Raw genomic sequence first — 18,730 nt, forward strand, 5'->3', positions numbered from 1 at the left:
AACCGGGACCAGCCCGCATCGGGCGGGCCGATGGAGAAGGTCGCGGACATCGCTTCCGACATCGGCGAGTACATCCGCCAGCAGCGCAGCAACGCGAAGATCTCCTTGCGGCAGCTGTCGAAACTCGCCGGCGTGTCCAATCCGTACCTGAGCCAGATCGAGCGCGGGGTCCGCAAACCCAGCGCGGAGATCCTGCAGCAGATCGCCAAAGGCCTGCGAATCTCGGCCGAGGCGCTCTACGTGCAAGCGGGAATCCTCGATCTGCCCACGGGCGGCCCGGTCGGCGACGCGATCCGCGCCGACCTCGAGCTGACCGAACGGCAGAAGCAGGTCCTGCTCGACGTCTACGAATCGTTCCGCCGCGAGAACGCCGCCGCGAAGCCAGAACCGGTGGCGACAACCCCAGAACCAGCCACCGAATCCAAGGAGTCAGCATGACCACGGCCACGAAGAACAAGACCGACCGCAAGCACACCGCCCTCGACCAGGTCCGCACCCCGCTGCTGGCCGCCCTCGGCGCCGGCAACCTGGCAGGCCAGGCCGTCGTCGACGCCGTGTCGAAGGCCAAGGAGCGCGTCGTCGAGGGCAGCGAGAGCGCCCGCAAGAACATCGAAGAGCTGCCGCACGACGTCGAGGGCCTCCGCGAGAAGCTGGACCCGGCCGAGCTGCGCAAGGTCATCGACGAGTACACCGAGGCCGCGCTGAAGCTGTACAACAAGCTGGCCGAGTCCGGCGAGCAGGCGTGGGACAAGATCGCCGCGCAGCCGCAGGTCAAGAAGGCCATCGAGCAGCTCGAGGACGCGCTGAGCACCGCGCAGGACCGCGTCGAGGACGCCACCAGCGATGCCCGTGAGCGCATCGACACCGTGCTCGGCAAGGTCACCAAGGGCACCCGCTCGGCGGGCGAGAAGACCGCCCGCAAGGTGACCGAGGTCGCCGGCGAGATCGCCGACGAGGTCGAGGAGATCGGCGACGACCTCGCGCACGAGACTCGCTCGGCTTCGCGCAAGGTCGCCAACAAGACCGCGCCGAAGACCACGGCCCCCGCGCGTCGCACCACCAGCAGCCCGGTCGCCAAGAAGCCGGCCACCGCGCCGAAGACCACCGAGAAGTAAAGATCCGCGTGGACTCCCGGGCCCCTGGCACCGCCTTCGGTGCCAGGGGCCCGGGTCATTCGCCCGGTTTGACGTAAGCTGACTTCGTGTTCGTTGCCACCTGGATCCTCATCGCCATTCATTGGGGCGGCGCACTGACGGGGCTGTTCGCTTTCGTGCATGCGCTGCTGCAGCGCGCGGACGCGTATTCCGCCGCCGATCGCAAGACCAAACCCATCTGGATGCTCATCACCGGCGGGGCCACCGTGGTGCTGACCTTCTTCGAGTTCTACGGCGGCGGCATGATCCTGTGGCTGCCCGCGCTGGTCGCGGTCCTGGTCTACCTCGTGGACGTCCGCCCCAAGCTCATCGAGGTCCAGCGCGGCGGCCGCAACTGGTGATTAGGGTGGCGGTGTGACTGACTGGACCATCGCCGGAACCCTCACCGTCGTCCCCGCCCTCTCCCGCACGGACCTGCTCGCCGAGCCCGTCGCCAAGGCGCTCGCCGCCCTTCCCGATCCGGACGCCGTCGGCGTCGTCGAGATCGACGCGGACCTGGCCGACACCGCCGCCTTCTGCGAGGCGTACGGCTCACCGCTCTCCGCGTCCGCGAACTGTGTCGTCGTCGCCGGCAAACGCGCCGGCGAGGTCCGGTTCGCCGCCGCGATGATCCTCGCGACCACCCGCGCCGACGTGAACGGCGTCATCAAGCGCCGCCTCGACGTCCGCAAGGCCTCCTTTGCCCCGATGGACGAGGCCGTCTCGCTCACCGGCATGGAGTACGGCGGCATCACGCCGGTCGGCCTGCCGGAGGGCTGGCCGATCCTGATCGACCAGCGCGTCGCGGACGAACCCGAACTGGTCATCGGCAGCGGCGTCCGCGGCGGCAAGCTGCTGATCTCGGGCTCGACCCTCGCGTCCCTGCCCGGTGCCGAAGTGATCGACGGTCTCGCGCGTCCCGTCGAGTGAGACTGTCCACTAAGGACTTCTCGCTGGCTTCGGCGTTCGAGGCCGAATTCCTCGAGATCGACGCCGCGTTGCTCGTCGGCCTCGGCGAGAACCGCGCCCGCGTCCTCGCCGCGCTGTCCGACCGCCCTGTCTACGGCGTGAACACCGGGATGGGGCGGCTCGCGGGAGTCGCTTCGCCCGCATCGAGCGCACACCAGCGGAATCTGCTGATCGGCCGGGCCGTCGGCGGTCCGCCGTGGCTCTCGGCCGCCGAAGTGCGGTGGCTTTTGCTGGTGCGCCTGCGGGATCTGCTCGCGCCCGAGGCCGGCGCGAGCCCGGAGCTGGTGACGTTCCTCGTCGACCGGCTGAACGAGGGGTTCACGCCCGCCGTGCCGAGGACGGGCCTGGGCAGCGCCGGTGAGATCATCCCGCTGGCGCATGCCTTCCAGACTTTTCTCGGCGTCGGAACCGTGCTGGTGGACGGCGTCGAGACGCCCGCGTCGGAGGTGCTGGCGGAGCCGTACGAGCCGGGTCTCAAGGAGGGCGCGACCCTCATCCAGGGCTCGCCATTGGCCGAGACTCTCGCGGCGTTCGCGCTGACCGAAGTCCGGCAGGTGGTGGACTTCCAGACGCTGGCCGCCGCGATCGCGATCGACGTCCTCGGTGCGCCGCAAGCGATCTATCGCCCCGCGCTGGCGGGAGACGACCGCGTGCTGGAGTCGGTGCTGTACGAGATCGGTGGTTTGCTCGACGGTTCCACCGTGCGTCCGGAAGTCGTCCAGGCGCCGATCTCCGTGCGCGTCGCGCCGCGGGCGATCGCCCACCTGACGCGGGTGAACGACGAGCTGGGTGCCGTCCTGCGGCGTTCGACGCCGACCGACTCGCCGTCCTTCCTCGACGGCGAATTCGTGTCCACGACGGGATTCCACGCCGTCGAACTCGGGCTGCGAATGGACGCGGTGACGGCGGCGCTCGTGCATCTCGGTGAAGTGAGCGTGCAGCGGACGCACCGGTTGCTCGACGAGCGGTTCAGCGGCCTGTCCGCGCAACTCGCGGTGGAGCCGGGGCCGCAGGCGGGGTTGGTGCCGTTGCACAAACGTGCGGTGGGGGAACTGCACGCGCTACGGCGGCTGGCCACGCCCGCGACGTTGGGTTCCGTCGACACCTCCGGTGGGCAGGAGGACGTGCAGGCGTTCGCCTGGGCGGCGGGGAATCAGCTGCGTGACGCTTGTGCGCGGATGTTCGCCATCACGGCCTGCGAACTGATCACGGGTTCGCAGGCGCGATTCCTGGCATCCGGGGATGGTTCGCCCTGGCTTCGTGTCGCTTACGAGTGGCTGAGCGGGCTGGTTCCACCGGTCGTGGCGGATCGGCCGCTGGGGCCCGAGGTGACCGCGTTGGTCGCCGTGCTGCGGGACTCGTACTTCAACGACCTGACGACCTTGGACTAGGTCCGGGCATCCGCGCGGGACTGGAGCGTCAGCCCGCGCGGAGTCACCCAGCGAGTGACGAGCGCGAAAACGCCCTCGCACACCAAAGCCAGGATGACGACCGCGATGCCGCCCGCCAGGATCTCGCCGTGGCCCGGATCGCCGAGCGCGAAACCGTCCACAATGTACCGTCCGAGCCCGCCGCCGTCGTTGACGATCGCGCCGATCGCGACGGTCGCCACCAGTTGCAGGAACGCGACGCGGGCACCCGCGAGGATGACCGGTGACGCGAGCGGCAACTCCAGGCGCAGCATGATCTGCCACTCGCGGTAACCGGTTCCGCGCGCCGCGTCGACGGTTTCCTGCTCCAGCTGCAGGACGCCCGCGTAGGTGTTCGTGAACAACGGCGGCAGCGCCAAGGCCACCAGCGCGAGCATCAGCGGCCAGAACGTCGTGTCGACCTCCAGCCGGGAAGCCAGGAACCAGAACAGGATCACCAGCCCGAAGCTGGGAATCGCGCGGCCGATGTTCACCGCGCTCGTCGCGAGGAACTGAGCGCGGCGGTAGTGCGCCAGCCACAACGCGGGCGGGATCGTCAACACCGCCGAGATCGCCAGCGCCACCAAGGAGAACTGGAGATGCTCGACCGTCCGGTACGGCACCCCCGCCGGTTCGGTCCAGCTCCAGCGATCTGGTTCGCCCAGCCACTCGATGGCCTGGTCGATGATGCTCATCGCGCCGCCTTCCGCGACCACGGCGCGAGCGCGCGCCCACCGAGCCACAGCAGCAGATCCGCCACCACGGCCAGTACCACGGAAAGCCCGACGCCGACGATGATCGACGTCGGATTCGGTGTCGCGGTCTGGATCCCGTTACGGATGAAGTACCCGAGGCCGCCCTTGCCGAGCATGGAAGTCACCGTCACCAGCCCGATCGTGGTCACCGCCGCGACCCGCAGCCCCGCGATCACCACCGGCAGCGCGAGCGGTAGTTCGACCTGCCACAGCAACCGCGAACGCGTGAAACCCATGCCTATGGCGGCTTCCCGGACTTCCTTGGGCACTTGTTCGACGCCGGTGACGATGTTGCGGATGAGGATCAGCAACGTGTACGTCGCCAAAGGGATGACCGCGGTCGCGAAGGACGTCAGGCCGGTGAAGGGCACCAGTACCGCGAAGGCGCCGAGACTCGGGATGACGTACAACGAACCAGCCACGCTCAGCGCGAAGACGTAGAACCACCGGCGACGCAGCGAAACCACGGAAACACCGATCGACACCACCAGCCCGATGGCGAGCGCCGCCGCGGTCAACGTGATGTGCTCGCCGAGCCGTTCGAAGATCTCGTCGAGATGGCGGTCCACCCACCGCCACTCGAAGAGCGGCCGCCCGCCCTGGGCGGGAACGGGGAACACGGAGGATGCTCGCACCGGCCGACCTTACCCCGATCGGGGCGCCGAATTCCGTTCTCTGGGAGCGGACGGGGCGCAACTCTCAAAACGTGGATTCTGTCGTGACCCGGAGATACTGTCCATTCCTCTGAACGAGTCATAGGAGTGTGCACGTGCGCTGGACACGGAATGTTCGAGTGGGCGCGGTGCTCGCCGCCGCCGTCCTCGGTATGACCGCCTGTGGGGGTGGCGACGACGCGGCGGCCCCGGCCGCGCAGAGCAAGGGCGGGGCGCCGATCGTGGTCGCCTCCTTCAACTTCACCGACAGCGTGATCCTCGCCGAGCTGTACGCGAACGCGCTGGAGGCCAAGGGCTATCCGATCACCCGCAAGCTGAACCTCGCTTCGCGCGAGCTGATCTACCCGGCGCTGAAATCCGGTGAGCTCCAGTTCGTCCCGGAGTACCAGGGTGCCGCCATCAGCACCGGATTCGGCAAAGAAGCCGCGAAGGACGCGAAGGGCGAACACGAGCAGCTCAAGAAGTTGTTCGAGCCCGACGGCATCGCCCTGCTGGAGCAGTCACCGGCGGAGAACAAGAACACCTACATCGTGAAGGCCGATCTCGCCAAGGAGAAGGGGCTGGCGAAGATCAGCGATCTGGCCAAGATCGACAACGTCGTCGTCGCCGGTGCGCCCGAGTGCGCGGAGCGGCTCCCCTGCTTCAAGGGTTTCACCGACGTCTACAAGCTGAAAGCCACCTTCCAGACGGTGCAGGAAGCGGGCCCGCGCGTCGAGCAGCTGCGATCCGGGAAGGTCACCGTCATCCCGGTCGACTCGGTGAGCCCGCTCGTCGGCGACCCGCAGTTCGTGGCGCTGGAGGACGACCTCGCCATCGTGCCGACCGAGAACGTCGTACCCGCGGTGAAGCAGAAGGTCCTCGACGAGCGCGGCGCCGACTTCGCGGCCGCCGTCAACGCCGTGAGCAAGGCCCTCGACACCGAGCAGTTGCGTGAGCTGAACAAGCGCGTCGACGCGGACGGCGAGAAGCCGGGCGACGTCGCGAAGGAGTGGCTGAAGGAGAAGTCCCTCATCTGAGGCTCTTCCTCGCGAGTGCCATGAAAGGTCCTTTCCTCGCAAAATTTGCAAGGAAAGGACCTTTCATGGCGTTCGGGGCAGGGGGCGCCCGCTCCGGCCGCGGACAGCGGTGCAATCGTGGACGCTGTCGTTGCAACACGGGTGAAAGGGAGTGGGATGGGAAAGGTCACGGCCATCGCGGAGCGCACCATCGAGGCGCCGGCGGACAAGGTCAGGGCGCTCGTCGCGGACTACACCGAAACCCGGCCGAAGCTGCTGACGGAGCACTACCGCGACTACGAGGTCACCGAAGGCGGCGTCGGCGCGGGCACGAAGGCGAGCTGGAAGCTTCAGGCGACGTCGAAGCGTGTGCGTGACGTCGCCGCGACGGTGACCGAGCCGTCCGAAGGCACTCTCGTCGAGACCGACGCGAACTCCAGCATGGTCACCACGTGGACCGTTCGCGAGGTGCCGGAGGGCAGTCTCGTCCGCATCGAGACGACCTGGGACGGCGCGGGCGGCATCGGCGGCTTCTTCGAGAAGACCTTCGCGCCCGGCGGGCTCAAGCGGATCTACGAGGGCGTGCTCGGCAAACTCGCCGAGGTCGTGTAGCGCTCGCCACAATCGGAATGGTCGCCCCGGTTAGCTCGTTGTACCCGTCGTGAATACGGGGCGATCGCCCCGCTTGAGGTTCGCAACAGACTTGGAGTTACCCCGTGAACGCAACCGAGATCCGGCTCGCTTCCCGTCCGCACGGTGTCCCGACGCTCGAGAACTTCGAGATCGCCGACGTCGAGATCCCGACCCCGGGCGAGGGGCAGATCCTGGTCCGCAACCAGGTGCTGAGCGTGGATCCGTACATGCGCGGCCGGATGAGCAGCGCGAAGTCCTACGCCGAGCCGTACGAGGTCGGCAAGGTCATGCACGGCGGCGCCGTCGGTGAAGTGCTCGAGTCCACCGTGGACGATTTCAAGCCGGGCGACATCGTGCTGCACGGCCTCGGCTGGCGCTCCCACGCCGTCGTCGCCGCGAAGCACGCGGTGAAGGTCGACCCCGAGGCCGCGCCGGTCAGCGCGTACCTCGGCGTGCTCGGCATGACCGGGCTCACCGCGTACGCCGGACTGCTCGAGGTCGCGGAGTTCAAGGAGGGCGACACCGTCTTCGTGTCCGGCGCGGCGGGCGCGGTCGGTTCCGTCGTCGGCCAGCTGGCGAAGCTGAAGGGCGCGAAGCGGGTCATCGGCAGCGCGGGCACCGACGAGAAGGTCAAGTGGCTGACCGACGAACTGGGCTTCGACGCGGCGTTCAACTACAAGGACGCCCCGGTCGCCGAGCAGCTGCGCGCGGCGGCGCCCGAAGGCATCGACGTGTACTTCGACAACGTCGGCGGCGAGCACCTCGAAGCGGCCATCGACTCGATCAACCTGCACGGCCGGATGGCGATCTGCGGGATGATCTCGGTCTACAACAACACCGAACCGGCCGCCGCGCCGCGCAATCTCGCGTCGATCATCGCGAAGCGGTTCACCATGCGCGGCATGCTGGTCGGCGATCACTTCGCGCTGCAGCCGCAGTTCGTGAAGGAGGTCGCGCCGCTGGTCGCCTCCGGTGGGCTCAAGTACTCGGAGACCATTGTGGACGGTATCCGCAACGCGCCGCAGGCGTTCCTGGACCTGCTGGGCGGGGCGAACACCGGCAAGATGCTGGTCCGCGTCTGACCCGCCCTCACGTGCAATGAAGGGGCCTTTCATAGCAAAATTTGCTATGAAAGGCCCCTTCATTGCACGCGCGGAGGCTCAGTACTGCGTCGTGAGGGCGCCTTCGGTCAGCGCGGCGTCCAGCGCCTCCGCGGTCATGTCCAGCTTCATCTGGTCCCGGAAGATCTGGCCGGCGGTCGGCAGGCTGGACCGCTCCGGCCAGGTTTCCGGCTTCCACAGCGAGGACCGCAGGAAAGCCTTGGCGCAGTGTATGTAGAGCTCTTCGACCTCGACCAGGATCGCCAGCGCGGGCCGTTTCCCCTTGACCACGAGGTCGTCGAAGAACGGCGCGTCCGCGACCAGTTTCGCGCCGCCGTTGATCCGCAGCGTTTCGTTCATCCCCGGGATCAAGAACAGCAGCCCGGCGTGCGGATTTTCGAGGATGTTGGTCTGGCTGTCGAGCAGCTTGTTGCCAGGCCGGTCCGCCAGCACCAGCGTCTTGTCGTCGAGCACCTTCACGGAACCGGCCGGGTCGCCGCGCGGGGAGACGTCACAGGTCCCGTCGGCCGACGCCGTCGCCAGCAGGTAGAACGGCGAGTGTTCGATCAGCGTTCGCGCGTGCTGGTCGAGGAAGGGGATGATCTTCCCCTTGGTGCGCTCGGCCGGGTGGCCGAGGTGTTCACGGAGCGCTTCGCGCGTCTCGATCACTTTGATCTCTGAGGTCCCCATGACCTTAGTGAACCATCAGAAGACGACAGTCCGGTTCCCGTGCACCAGCACGCGGCCCTCGAGATGCCACCGCAGCCCGCGCGCCAGTGTCACCTTCTCGATGTCGCGGCCCTTGCGGACCATGTCCTCGACCGAGTCGCCGTGGTCGACGCGGATGACGTCCTGGTCGACGATCGGGCCCGCGTCGAGGTCGGCGGTGACGTAGTGGCAGGTCGCGCCGATGAGTTTCACCCCGCGCGCGTGGGCCTGGTGGTACGGCCGCGCGCCGACGAACGACGGCAGGAAGCTGTGGTGGATGTTGAGCGCCCGCCCGGCCCACGCCTCGCACAGTTCCGCGGGCAGGACCTGCATGAACCGGGCGAGGACGACGGCGTGCGGGTTGTGTTCGGCGACCAGTTTCCGCACCTCGGCGAAGGCGGACGCCTTGGCCTCCGCGTCGCCGGCGGGGAACGGGACGTGGTGGAACGGGATGCCGTGTGCGCGGGTGATGTCACCCAGTGACGCGTGGTTGCCGATGACGGCGGCGACGTCGACGTCCAGTTCCCCGGAAGCGACCCGGCCGAGGAGGTCGTAGAGGCAGTGCCCGGCCTTGGAGACGAGGATCACCACGCGGCGGCGCTCGCCGGTGTCGCTGACCTGCCAGCTGGACTCGGCCGAAAGCGACGTCGCGACCTCGGCGAAGCGGGTGCGGAGTTCGGTGGCGTCGAACGGGAGCGAGTCGGCGCGGACGACCTGGCGGGTGAAGAACCAGCCGGTGTCCGGGTCCGTGTGGTACGCCGCTTCGACGATCCAACCGCCGTGTTCGGCGAGGAAACCCGAGATCCGGGCGATGATGCCCGTGCGGTCGGGGCAGCCGAAGGAGATCACATAGCGACGTTCAGGGTTCGACACACACACCATTGTCGCTGGTCCCGGCCGCCGCGCGGCGCCGGGTCAGGATGCGCACGCGGACCCGCCGCCCGATCTCGATCGCCGCGACCAGCAGCAGGCCGAGCGCGAAGGAGAGCAGAAGGCCCTTCTCCGGCTCGTCCGCGAAGGCCGCTCCGCCGACGAGACCGATGAGGACGCTGTACACCGCCCAGATGCTCGCGCCGAGGGCGTCGAGCGGGACGAACTTGCCCGGCGGGTACCCGAGGCTGCCGTTGGCGAGCCCGCTCGCGACACGGCCGCCGGGCAGGTAGCGGGCGGCGAGGATCAGCAGGACGGCGTTGCGCCGCACCTGGATCTTCGCCCATTCGTAGCGCCGGATCCCGTCCGGTCCGCGTTGCAGGCGGGCGAGCGCTCGCGGTCCCGCGGCCGCGCCGAGGGTGTAGCCGAGACAGTCGCCCAGCCAGGCGCCGAGCGCGGCGACCAGCGCGAGTAGCGCCAGCTGGGGGAAGTCCGTGCCGATCAGGACGGCGACGGTGATGACCGTGGTCTCGCTCGGCATGAACGGCAGGAGCGCGTCCAACCCGGACACGAGGAACACGATCACCCACAACCAGGGCGATCCGAGCGTGCCCTCGAGCAGCCCGGTGACGTACTCCAGCAGTTCCACGGTTCCATCGTGATCACCGCAGGTCGCTTTGGGGTGACGGAGCGGGGTTCGACCGATGAATTCCTAGTCCGGGGCCACCGACGACCACGGCACGGTGAGTTCACCAAGCCGCCACCGCGACGGCCTGTTCAGCACCGGCCAGCCCCGGGCGGTGAGCAGGTGCACGGCGTGCGCCCAGCGGGCACGGACGCCGAAGTTCTGGTGCGGCGCAGCCGTCGCCCAGCAAATGTCCAGAGTGGACAGTAGTTCGTGGACGCGTTCGCCGGGGACGTTGCGATGGATGAGGATCTTGGGCAGTCGTTCGGCCACTGTGGACGGACGTTCCAGGCTGGCGAGGTGGACGGAAAGGGTCAGGGTGCGTGGCCCGTCGGAGCCGACCGCGACCCAGCTGCTCAGCCGTCCGATCTCGTCGCAGGTGCCTTCGACGAGCAGTCCGCCCGGCGTCATCGCGTCCAGCATCAGCGACCAGGCGCCCGGGACCTCGGCTTCGTCGTACTGCCGCAGCACGTTGAACGCGCGTACCAGCACCGGCCGCGTCCCGGCGAGCTCGAAGCCGCCGCGCCGGAAGTCCAGCCACGGCCGGTCGACGGCGGTTTGCGCGACGGCGACCCGTTCGGCGTCCAGCTCCAGGCCCAGCACCCGGACGTCGCGCCGGACCGTGCGCAGCCACCGCGCCATCTCGACCGTGGTCACCGGTGAGGCGCCGTAGCCGAGGTCCACGACGAGCGGTTCGTCCGCGCGGCGCAGCAGCCGCGTCACCCCGGGGTCGCTCGCGAGCCACCGGTCCACGCGGCGGAGCCGGTTGGGGTTGGTCGTGCCTCGTGTCGGTGCCCCGACCGGCTTCAGCGCCCGGCCAGCCACTTCGCGACGAATTCGGCCTCGCGTTCCAGCAGTTTGGTGACCTGTTCGGCGATCACGCCTTCCAGCTTCCCGCCGACGAACGGGATCCGCACCTTGACCTCGCCGCTGTTGACCAGCGTCGCCTGCTCGCCTTCGCCGGTCAGCGACGTCTTCGCGGTGATCTCGCCCGGCACGCCCGAGACCGACGCCGTCGCGGTGCCGGTGTAGCCGGCTCCGGCGGTCTTCCAGGTCTGCTCGCGCTCGACGACCAGATCGCCCCGGTGCAGCGTCCGCACGGCCGAGGGGAGCTTGTCCGAGCTGATGCCCTGACGCAGCTTGTAGCGCACGCCGTCGTCTGCCGGGACGAACTCCAGCAGCTCCGCGTCGTCGCCGCCGATCTGCTCCAGCCTTGCCCGCAGCGCCGCCTCGCTTGCGACCGCGTCGAACGTGGTCGCGACGTCGGCGGAGAACGTTGAGCGGTGCTCGATACGGGAGGCCATGGCGCCAGACAGTACCGTTCACGGGCGTGAGCACTGCCGAAACTCCCACCCAGCACGCCGCCCTCGCCGACCACACCACCCTGCGGCTCGGCGGTCCGGCGCGGCGTTATGCCGAGGCGAAGACCGTGCAGGCCCTGGTCGAGGCGGTCCGCGAGGCCGACGAAGCGGGCGAGCCGGTCCTGCTGCTCGGCGGCGGTTCGAACCTCGTCGTCGCCGACGACGGCTTCGACGGCGCGGTACTGAAAGTCGGCAACACCGGCTGGACACGTGACGGAGATCTCGTCGAGGTCGCGGCGGGCCAGAACTGGGACGGTTTCGTCGAGGGGCTGGTCGCCGAGGGCATCGGCGGGCTCGAATGCCTCTCCGGCATCCCCGGTTCGGTCGGCGCGACGCCGATCCAGAACGTCGGCGCGTACGGCTGCGAAGTGGCCGAGTCGCTGGTCTCGGTCGACCTTTATGACCGCGCCACCCGCGAGATCCGCACGCTGACCGCAGAGGAACTCGGCTTCGGCTACCGCACGTCGATCCTGAAGGGGACTGACGCCGGCGTAGTGCTCACAGTGCGCTTCAAGGTCAGCGAAGACGGTCTCTCGGCCCCCATCCGCTACGCCGAACTCGCCCGCACGCTCGGCGTCGAGATCGGTGACCGGGTCCCGACGGCCGACGCGCGCGAAGCGGTCCTCGGCCTGCGTCGCGGTAAGGGCATGGTCCTGGACGCTGACGACCACGACACGTGGAGCGCGGGCTCGTTCTTCACCAACCCGATCATCGGGGAGGCACGGCTGGCGAAGGTGCTCGCCGGGATCGTGGATGTCGTCGGCGAGGACGTGCGCGTGCCGCAGTACCCGGCGCCCGGGGGCACGAAGCTGTCCGCCGCGTGGCTGATCGAGCGGGCCGGGTTCGCGAAGGGCCACGAAGGGCCCGGCGGCAGGGTCTCGCTGTCGACGAAGCACACGCTCGCGCTCACGAACCGGGGCAAAGCCTCGACAGAGGACCTTCTCGCTCTGGCGCGCGAAGTGCGCGACGGCGTCGAGGCTCGCTTCGGTGTTTCGCTGCACCCCGAACCCCTGCTCATCAACTGCTCGCTCTGACCCCCGCAATTCGTCACCTGCTTGCGGTCCCTTGCATGCGCAAAGATCGCAAGCAGGTGACGAATTGCGGGTGGGTGAACAACCCCGCGCCGGTCACGTGCGTCTATCCCAAAGAGCGGGGCGGGTGACTTCCGTCGCCGCGGGTAACGTCGGAGAGGTTCCCAGCGCTGAGCGGGTAGGGGCTCGCGGGGAGCTAACGGGAGGTACACGTGATCGAACGGCGCACGGTGTTCAAGGCCGCGCTCGCCGCGGGGGCGGCCATGCTGGCCGCGGCCTGCTCCAGCGAAGAAGGCGGCAACGCCAAGCCGGAGGGCAGTGGTGGCGAAGAACAGACCGCCGCCCCGGTCGCCAAGATCACCGCCGAACCCGCCGCCGACGCCAAGGACGCCTCCGTGGTGACCCCGGTCGTGGTGAAGGTCGCCGACGGCAAGCTCACCGAGGTCAAGGTCAGCGGGGATGGCGGTAAGGACGTCAAGGGCGAACTTTCCCCCGACGGACTCACCTGGACCAGCTCCGAAGTCCTCGGCTACGGCAAGACGTACACGTACGCCGCGAAGGCCACCGGCAGCGACAACAAGCCCGCCGAGTTCAAGGGCTCCTTCACCACGGTCAAGCCCGCCAAGGAGATTCGCGCCACGCTGAACCCGACCGACGACGCCGAAGTCGGCGTCGCGATGCCGATCAGCGTGAAGTTCGCGTCCCCGGTCAAGGACAAGGCGGCCGCCGAAAAGGCGCTCAAGGTGAAGACCGACAAGGACGTCGAGGGCTCCTGGGGCTGGCTTTCGGACACGCAGGTCGACTGGCGGCCCAAGGAGTACTGGCCCGCCAACATCAAGGTCAGCGTCGAGGCGAAGCTCTACGGCGTCGCGCTCGGCGGCGGCGCGTACGGCAAGGCCGACGTGACCACCGACTTCAAGATCGGCCGCAACCAGGTCGTCAAGATCAACACCCCGGACCACGTGATGAAGGTCTACCGGGGCGGGTCCGAATCGGCGAGTTACCCGTGTTCGAACGGGCTCGACTCCGACGTCCAGCGCAACACCCCCAACGGCACGTTCATCGTGATGACGAAGGAGCCGACCGCGCGGTTCGACAACGCGCGCTACGGCTACACCAACGTCAACAAGAAGTGGGCCTGCCGGATCTCGAACAACGGCGAGTACATCCACGAGAACCAGGACAACGCGGCGAACATCGGCAAGGCCAACACCTCGCACGGCTGCGTGAACCTGCTCGACTCGGACGCTAAGAAGTACTTCGACACGGCGATGATCGGCGACCCGGTGGAGATCACCGGGTCGAAACTGGGCAGTCCGACCAAATCGGACGTCAAGAACTGGTTCTACGACTGGAAGTCGTGGAAGGCCTTGTCCGCCGTCAAGTAGGTGGATGAGGGCAGCGGTGGCGAGTGGGGCGCGTTGGTCGTGAGTGGCGATTCGGGTTCTAACCCGAATCGCCACTCACGACCACCCCGGCCGACCTCCTAAAGTGCGGGCATGAAGACCGAGGTAGTCGGCTACGGCGGGACCCGCATCGGCTTGTGGGTCGAAGGCGCCGAGAACACCCGTCCGATCGTGTTCGTGCACGGCTGGGCCCAGTCCGCCAAGGCATGGGCGCCGCAGATGGCGGACCCCGCCCTCAGCGAGCGGTTCCGCCTGGTCGCGATGGATCTGCGCGGTCACGGTGACTCCGAAGTGCCCTCCGCCGGTTACGACGATCCGCGCGTCTGGGCGGAGGATCTCGCCTCCGTCCTCGACTTCGCCGGTGACGACGCGATCGTCGTCGGCTGGTCCTATGGCGGGCTCGTGATCACCGACTACCTCCGCGTGCACGGCTCGTCGCGGCTCGGTGGCGTCGTTTTTGTGGGCGCTATCACAGAAATCGGCAAGAACCGGCCCGGCGGCAAGGTCGGCCCCGCGATGCGCGAGGCCATCCCGGCGGTGCTTTCGGACGATCCGTCGGTCGCGATTCCCGCGTTGGTGCAGTTCAGCGGGCGGATGACCGCCTCCCCGGTATCCGGCACGCTCACCCAGTCGCTGCTCGGTGCCAGCCTTTCCACTCCGCCCGCGGTGCGCTCCGCGCTGTTCCGGCGCGACGTCGGGAGCGAGGACGTACTTCGCGATCTGGACAAACCGGCACTTATCATCCATGGTCTCGCGGACGCTGTGATCGATCCGACGTCGGCGGAATACACGGCCGGGAAGATTCAGGGGGCCGTCGTGCGTTGGCTACCTGAGGTGGGGCATCTGCCGTTCGCCGAAGCGGTGGACGAGTTCGGTGAACTGCTGCGCGGGTTCGCCGATCAGTAGGACTTCGGGAGTGTTGACCAGGTGACGATCCCTCTGCACGGGTTCGATGCCGCGCCAAGGCGCGTCGCGGTGCTGTCTTTGCACACCTCTCCGCTGGAGCAGCCGGGTACCGGCGACGCCGGGGGGATGAACGTCTACGTGAGCCAGACGGCCATCGAGATGGCCCGCCGCGGCGTCGAGGTCGAGGTGTTCACGCGCGCGACGTCCTCGGATCAGCCGCCGGTCGCCGAACTGGCGCCCGGCGTGCTGGTGCGGCACATCCCGGCCGGGCCGTTCGAGCCGCTGGGCCGCGACGAGCTGCCCGCGCAGCTGTGCGCGTTCACCGCCGGGGTGCTGCGGGCCGAGGCGTTCCACGAGCCGGGCTACTACGACCTCATCCATTCGCATTACTGGCTTTCCGGTCAGGCCGGCTGGCTCGCCCGCGACCGCTGGGGAGTGCCGCTGGTGCACACCGCGCATACGCTGGCCAAGGTCAAGAACGCCGCACTGGCCGAGGGGGACACCCCCGAGCCGCGCACCCGCGTGATCGGCGAGGAGCAGGTCGTCGAGGAGGCGGACTGCCTGGTCGCGAACACCCGCGTCGAGGCGCGCGAGCTGATCGAGCTGTACGACGCGGACCCGCATTCCGTGCACGCCATCCCGCCCGGCGTCGACCTCGACCGGTTCACCCCCGGTTCCCGTCCGGCCGCGCGCCGGGCGCTGGGGCTGCCGCAGGACGCGATCGTCCTGGCCTTCGCCGGCCGGATCCAGCCCCTGAAGGCGCCGGACGTCCTGCTGCTCGCGGCGGCCGAAATGCTGCGCGAGCGGCCGGAGCTGGCGTCGCGGCTGGTGGTGCTGATCGTCGGCGGCCCGTCCGGGACCGGGCTGGATCAGCCGCAGGCCCTGCGCGAGCTGGCCGTCTCCCTCGGGATCGAGGAGCAGACCCGGTTCATGCCGCCGCAGCCCGGCCGGTCGCTGGTCAACGTCTACCGCGCGGCCGACATCGTCGCCGTGCCGAGCTACAACGAGTCGTTCGGGCTGGTCGCGCTCGAGGCGCAGGCCTGTGGGACGCCGGTGATCGCGGCCGAGGTCGGCGGGCTGCCGGTCGCCGTGCCGCACGGGGTTTCCGGGTTGCTCGTGCCGTCGCACGATCCGAAGGACTGGGCGCGCGCGCTCGCGAACGTCGCGCTGCGGCCCGGCTGGCGTGCCGAACTCTCGGCCAACGCCGTCGTCCACGCGCGGCGTTTCTCCTGGCGCCGTACGACGGACCGGCTGCTGGACACGTACGCTCAGGCGACCGGCGCGTTCCGGCGTGCCCTCGAACAGCGCGCGGAGGTGGCGGTTTGACGCTCGACGAGACCTTGCGGTCCTCTTTGGACAACGCGGGCCTGGAATACGACAGGCGCGGCGAGGGGAAGTACTTCGTCACGTTGCCCGGCACCAAGAAACTGCAGACCAACTGCTGGCTGGTCGCCGGGGACCACGCCTTCGCCGTCGAAGCGTTCGTCTGCCGCCGACCCGATGAGTCCCATGAGGACGTTTACCGTTTTCTGTTGCGCCGCAACGCGAAACTGTACGGCGTGCACTACACGGTGGACGCGATGGGCGACATCTACCTGGTCGGCCGATTCGGACTGGACACGGTCACCGAGTCCGAACTGGACAAGATCCTCGGGCAGGTGCTGGAGGCCGCCGACGGCGACTTCAACACCTTGCTGGAACTCGGCTTCGCCGAATCGATCAAACGCGAATGGGATTGGCGGGTTTCCCGCGGCGAGTCCCTGGCGAACCTGCAGGCGTTCAAACATCTCGTCGAGCCCGCGAACGGGCACGAACCCGGAGCCTTGACCGACTCGTGACCCGAACGGTGCAACGGGCCTGAGCCCGGCTCCGTCTCTTTCCTCAGCACTGGAGGGAGAAGGACGGATGCGCAAGCGATTGAGATGGGTGGCCGCGGCAGGCATCGTGCTGGCGCTCGCGGGCTGCTCGGCGAACGATTCCGGCAGCAGCGAGTCCGCCGCGATGCCGATGTCGGCCGACACCAAGCAGGCGGCGCCGAATCAAGGGGCGCCGGGCAAAGGCAACACGGAAAGTACCGACAGCGCCGGCAAGGCGGGGTCGGGCAAGAACCCTGCGCCGGTGGGGCAGCCGGGGATCACCGACCGCAAACTGGTGCGCACGGCGAGCCTGGAGCTCACCGCGCCGAACGTCGCCGACGTGATCTCACAGGTCCGCGTCATCACGCAGGGCGCCGCCGGCTACACCGGGCAGGAGAGCACGCAGGAGAAGCGGGCGACGGTCAACGTCGTCGTGCCCTCCGAACGCCTCGACGGCGTGCTGGACCAGCTGGGGAAGCTGGGCAAGCAGGTGAGGCGCGAGGTCACCGCGACGGACGTGACCGAGCAGATGGTCGACATCGAATCGCGGCTGGCCACCCAGCGGGCGAGCGTCGAACGCGTCCGCGCGCTGCTCGCGAGGGCGACGTCGGTTTCGGAGATCGCTTCGGTGGAGAGCGAACTGACGAGCCGCGAGGCCGAACTCGAGTCGCTCCAGAAGCGGCGTGAGAGCCTGGCCGGAAGTGTCGCCATGTCGACGATCTCGCTGCAGGTGAAGGCGGAGACCGTCGTGGCGGAGGAGGAGTCGCGTAGCGGGTTCTTCGGTGGCCTGACGAACGGCTGGGACGCGTTCCTGACCTTCGGTGGCGGCCTGCTGACCGTGCTCGGTGCGATGGCCCCGTTCGTGCTGGTCTTCGGTGTCCCCGCGGCCGCGCTGGTGTGGTGGCTGCGCAAGCGGCGTCGTCCGGCGGAGCCCGCGATGGCGACCGCTTCGGATCTGCCGTCCGCGCCCCCGCTGGACTGAAGCCCCCACTTTGGCCGGGATTCCCCGGAAAGTGAACAGGCGGGACGGCTCGAGGGAGGGGGGAGTCGCGATCTCGAGCCGCCCCGCTGAAGTTCCCGCCAAGGTGGACCCGGTGACGAGGGGGATGCCAACGGGGCCGGCGGGCGCCGCGACTCGGCAGGGGGGAGACGAGTCGCGGTCGTCACCCACGTCGAGCCGGGGAGTGCGTGGAATCCGGCCGCGCGGGACTTAGTCAACCTGTCAGATCTCCACCTGTAATCACAAGACTACCGGTTAGGCCGTTCGAGTGAACTTCGAAAACGGGGATAACGGAGTGCAGCCTGTTTGTCGGAGATCGGGACTTGTTGGCACCCCGTCTTCTGGACGGGTGAAGGTGTTACTCGCGGGTAACGCACTCTCCGTAGAAGAAGGGGCAATCCCGGCCCTCTGACCGGCGCATCCGCTCACTCTGGCAGGGTGGGGCGCATGGCTGAGCTTGGGACTCTGGTGCTGCTGCGTCACGGGCAGAGCACGTGGAACGCCGAAAACCTGTTCACCGGTTGGGTGGACGTGCCGCTGTCGGAACAGGGCGAGCAGGAGGCGCGCAAGGGCGGGCAGCTGCTCGCGGAGTCCGGTCTGCTGCCGGACGTCCTGCACACCTCTCTGATGCGCCGGGCGATCTCGACCGCCAACCTGGCGCTCGACGCCGCCGACCGGCACTGGATCCCGGTGAAGCGCGACTGGCGCCTCAACGAGCGGCACTACGGCGCGCTCCAGGGCAAGAACAAGAAGCAGACCCTGGACGAGTTCGGCGAGGAGCAGTTCATGCTCTGGCGCCGCTCCTACGACACCCCGCCGCCCCCGATCGACCCGGCCGACGAGTTCAGCCAGGTCGGCGACGCGCGCTACGCCGACCTCGGCGACGCCGCCCCGCTGACCGAGTGCCTCAAGGACGTCGTCGCGCGGCTGCTGCCGTACTGGGAGTCCGCGATCGTGCCGGATCTGCGTGCCGGCAAGACCGTGCTGGTCGCCGCGCACGGCAACTCGCTGCGGGCGCTGGTGAAGCACCTCGACGGCATCTCCGACGACGCGATCGCCGGGCTCAACATCCCGACCGGCATCCCGCTGCGCTACGACCTGACGGACGACCTCAAGCCGGTCACCGCCGGCGGGACGTACCTGGACCCGGAGGCCGCGAAGGAAGCCGCGGCCGCCGTGGCGAACCAGGGCCGCTGACCGCACGCAATTCGGCACCTGGTTGCGATAGTTCGAGTGCGA

Annotated in this window: 22 protein-coding genes; 15 read left to right on the top strand and 7 right to left on the bottom strand. The window is 68.7% G+C overall.

Annotated elements, in window-relative coordinates; translation table 11 throughout:
• The first annotated feature begins 30 nt into the window (after positions 1-30).
• From DL991_RS34995 to DL991_RS35015, 5 genes are all read left to right on the top strand, one after another.
• Complete coding sequence (locus DL991_RS34995; RefSeq protein ID WP_125789044.1) at positions 31-438, top strand: helix-turn-helix domain-containing protein; 408 nt, start codon at positions 31-33, stop codon at positions 436-438.
• On the top strand, positions 435-1,115 hold the full coding sequence (locus DL991_RS35000; protein ID WP_125788643.1) for a hypothetical protein: 681 nt from the start codon (positions 435-437) through the stop codon (positions 1,113-1,115). The genes DL991_RS34995 and DL991_RS35000 overlap by 4 nt, the downstream gene beginning before the upstream one ends.
• Positions 1,116-1,201: 86 nt before the next feature.
• Positions 1,202-1,495 carry a DUF2516 family protein gene (locus tag DL991_RS35005; RefSeq protein ID WP_125788644.1) on the top strand — a complete coding sequence of 98 codons (294 nt, stop codon included), beginning with the start codon at positions 1,202-1,204 and terminating at the stop codon, positions 1,493-1,495.
• 13 nt (positions 1,496-1,508) lie between these two features.
• The gene (locus DL991_RS35010; protein WP_125788645.1) at positions 1,509-2,063 is read left to right on the top strand and encodes a YbaK/EbsC family protein; all 555 of its coding nucleotides are present in this window, start codon (positions 1,509-1,511) and stop codon (positions 2,061-2,063) included.
• The gene (locus DL991_RS35015) at positions 2,060-3,493 is read left to right on the top strand and encodes an aromatic amino acid lyase (protein WP_125788646.1); all 1,434 of its coding nucleotides are present in this window, start codon (positions 2,060-2,062) and stop codon (positions 3,491-3,493) included. The genes DL991_RS35010 and DL991_RS35015 overlap by 4 nt, the downstream gene beginning before the upstream one ends.
• Here DL991_RS35015 and DL991_RS35020 read toward each other — a convergent pair.
• The gene (locus DL991_RS35020; RefSeq protein WP_125788647.1) at positions 3,490-4,206 is read right to left on the bottom strand and encodes an ABC transporter permease; all 717 of its coding nucleotides are present in this window, start codon (positions 4,204-4,206) and stop codon (positions 3,490-3,492) included. The two genes, DL991_RS35015 and DL991_RS35020, sit on opposite strands and share 4 nt — an antisense overlap.
• Positions 4,203-4,886, bottom strand: a complete 684-nt coding sequence (locus DL991_RS35025) for an ABC transporter permease (RefSeq protein ID WP_199754229.1) — start codon at positions 4,884-4,886, stop codon at positions 4,203-4,205. Before DL991_RS35025 ends, DL991_RS35020 begins: the two co-directional genes overlap by 4 nt.
• Positions 4,887-5,059: 173 nt before the next feature.
• Between DL991_RS35025 and DL991_RS35030 the strand changes: the two genes are divergently transcribed.
• The 3 genes from DL991_RS35030 to DL991_RS35040 all read left to right on the top strand — a co-directional run bounded on the left by DL991_RS35030 (position 5,060) and on the right by DL991_RS35040 (position 7,650).
• A complete protein-coding gene (locus tag DL991_RS35030; RefSeq protein WP_125789045.1) occupies positions 5,060-5,956 on the top strand; it encodes an ABC transporter substrate-binding protein in 897 nt (298 codons plus the stop codon).
• 156 nt (positions 5,957-6,112) lie between these two features.
• A complete protein-coding gene (locus DL991_RS35035; protein WP_125788649.1) occupies positions 6,113-6,547 on the top strand; it encodes an SRPBCC family protein in 435 nt (144 codons plus the stop codon).
• Positions 6,548-6,651: 104 nt separating this feature from the next.
• Positions 6,652-7,650, top strand: a complete 999-nt coding sequence (locus DL991_RS35040) for an NADP-dependent oxidoreductase (RefSeq protein WP_125788650.1) — start codon at positions 6,652-6,654, stop codon at positions 7,648-7,650.
• Between the two features lie 78 nt (positions 7,651-7,728).
• On the opposite strand, the gene DL991_RS35045 is transcribed toward DL991_RS35040, so the two are convergent.
• From DL991_RS35045 to DL991_RS35065, 5 genes are all read right to left on the bottom strand, one after another.
• The gene (locus DL991_RS35045; RefSeq protein WP_125788651.1) at positions 7,729-8,358 is read right to left on the bottom strand and encodes a pyridoxamine 5'-phosphate oxidase family protein; all 630 of its coding nucleotides are present in this window, start codon (positions 8,356-8,358) and stop codon (positions 7,729-7,731) included.
• Between the two features lie 15 nt (positions 8,359-8,373).
• Complete coding sequence (purU, locus tag DL991_RS35050; RefSeq protein WP_199754208.1) at positions 8,374-9,258, bottom strand: formyltetrahydrofolate deformylase; 885 nt, start codon at positions 9,256-9,258, stop codon at positions 8,374-8,376.
• Positions 9,236-9,895, bottom strand: coding sequence for a DedA family protein (locus DL991_RS35055; RefSeq protein WP_125788653.1), 660 nt, complete (start codon positions 9,893-9,895; stop codon positions 9,236-9,238). Before DL991_RS35055 ends, purU begins: the two co-directional genes overlap by 23 nt.
• 63 nt (positions 9,896-9,958) lie before the next feature.
• Positions 9,959-10,756 carry a class I SAM-dependent methyltransferase gene (locus DL991_RS35060; protein WP_125788654.1) on the bottom strand — a complete coding sequence of 266 codons (798 nt, stop codon included), beginning with the start codon at positions 10,754-10,756 and terminating at the stop codon, positions 9,959-9,961.
• Positions 10,738-11,235, bottom strand: coding sequence for a DUF2505 domain-containing protein (locus DL991_RS35065; protein ID WP_125788655.1), 498 nt, complete (start codon positions 11,233-11,235; stop codon positions 10,738-10,740). Before DL991_RS35065 ends, DL991_RS35060 begins: the two co-directional genes overlap by 19 nt.
• A 26-nt stretch (positions 11,236-11,261) precedes the next feature.
• Between DL991_RS35065 and DL991_RS35070 the strand changes: the two genes are divergently transcribed.
• The 7 genes from DL991_RS35070 to DL991_RS35100 all read left to right on the top strand — a co-directional run bounded on the left by DL991_RS35070 (position 11,262) and on the right by DL991_RS35100 (position 18,688).
• Positions 11,262-12,326 carry a UDP-N-acetylmuramate dehydrogenase gene (locus DL991_RS35070; RefSeq protein WP_125788656.1) on the top strand — a complete coding sequence of 355 codons (1,065 nt, stop codon included), beginning with the start codon at positions 11,262-11,264 and terminating at the stop codon, positions 12,324-12,326.
• Between the two features lie 209 nt (positions 12,327-12,535).
• On the top strand, positions 12,536-13,711 hold the full coding sequence (locus DL991_RS35075; RefSeq protein WP_125788657.1) for an Ig-like domain-containing protein: 1,176 nt from the start codon (positions 12,536-12,538) through the stop codon (positions 13,709-13,711).
• A gap of 111 nt (positions 13,712-13,822) precedes the next feature.
• Positions 13,823-14,635, top strand: a complete 813-nt coding sequence (locus DL991_RS35080; RefSeq protein WP_125788658.1) for an alpha/beta fold hydrolase — start codon at positions 13,823-13,825, stop codon at positions 14,633-14,635.
• Between the two features lie 21 nt (positions 14,636-14,656).
• Positions 14,657-15,961, top strand: coding sequence for a D-inositol-3-phosphate glycosyltransferase (gene mshA, locus DL991_RS35085; RefSeq protein ID WP_199754210.1), 1,305 nt, complete (start codon positions 14,657-14,659; stop codon positions 15,959-15,961).
• Positions 15,958-16,473, top strand: a complete 516-nt coding sequence (locus DL991_RS35090; protein ID WP_125788659.1) for a YbjN domain-containing protein — start codon at positions 15,958-15,960, stop codon at positions 16,471-16,473. The genes mshA and DL991_RS35090 overlap by 4 nt, the downstream gene beginning before the upstream one ends.
• Before the next feature lie 67 nt (positions 16,474-16,540).
• Positions 16,541-17,473, top strand: coding sequence for a DUF4349 domain-containing protein (locus DL991_RS35095; protein WP_125788660.1), 933 nt, complete (start codon positions 16,541-16,543; stop codon positions 17,471-17,473).
• A gap of 465 nt (positions 17,474-17,938) precedes the next feature.
• A complete protein-coding gene (locus DL991_RS35100) occupies positions 17,939-18,688 on the top strand; it encodes a phosphoglyceromutase (protein WP_125788661.1) in 750 nt (249 codons plus the stop codon).
• Positions 18,689-18,730 lie beyond the last annotated feature (42 nt).

It is taken from the genome of Amycolatopsis sp. WAC 01375 (genome assembly GCF_003947325.1).
Taxonomy (GTDB): Bacteria; Actinomycetota; Actinomycetes; order Mycobacteriales; family Pseudonocardiaceae; genus Amycolatopsis.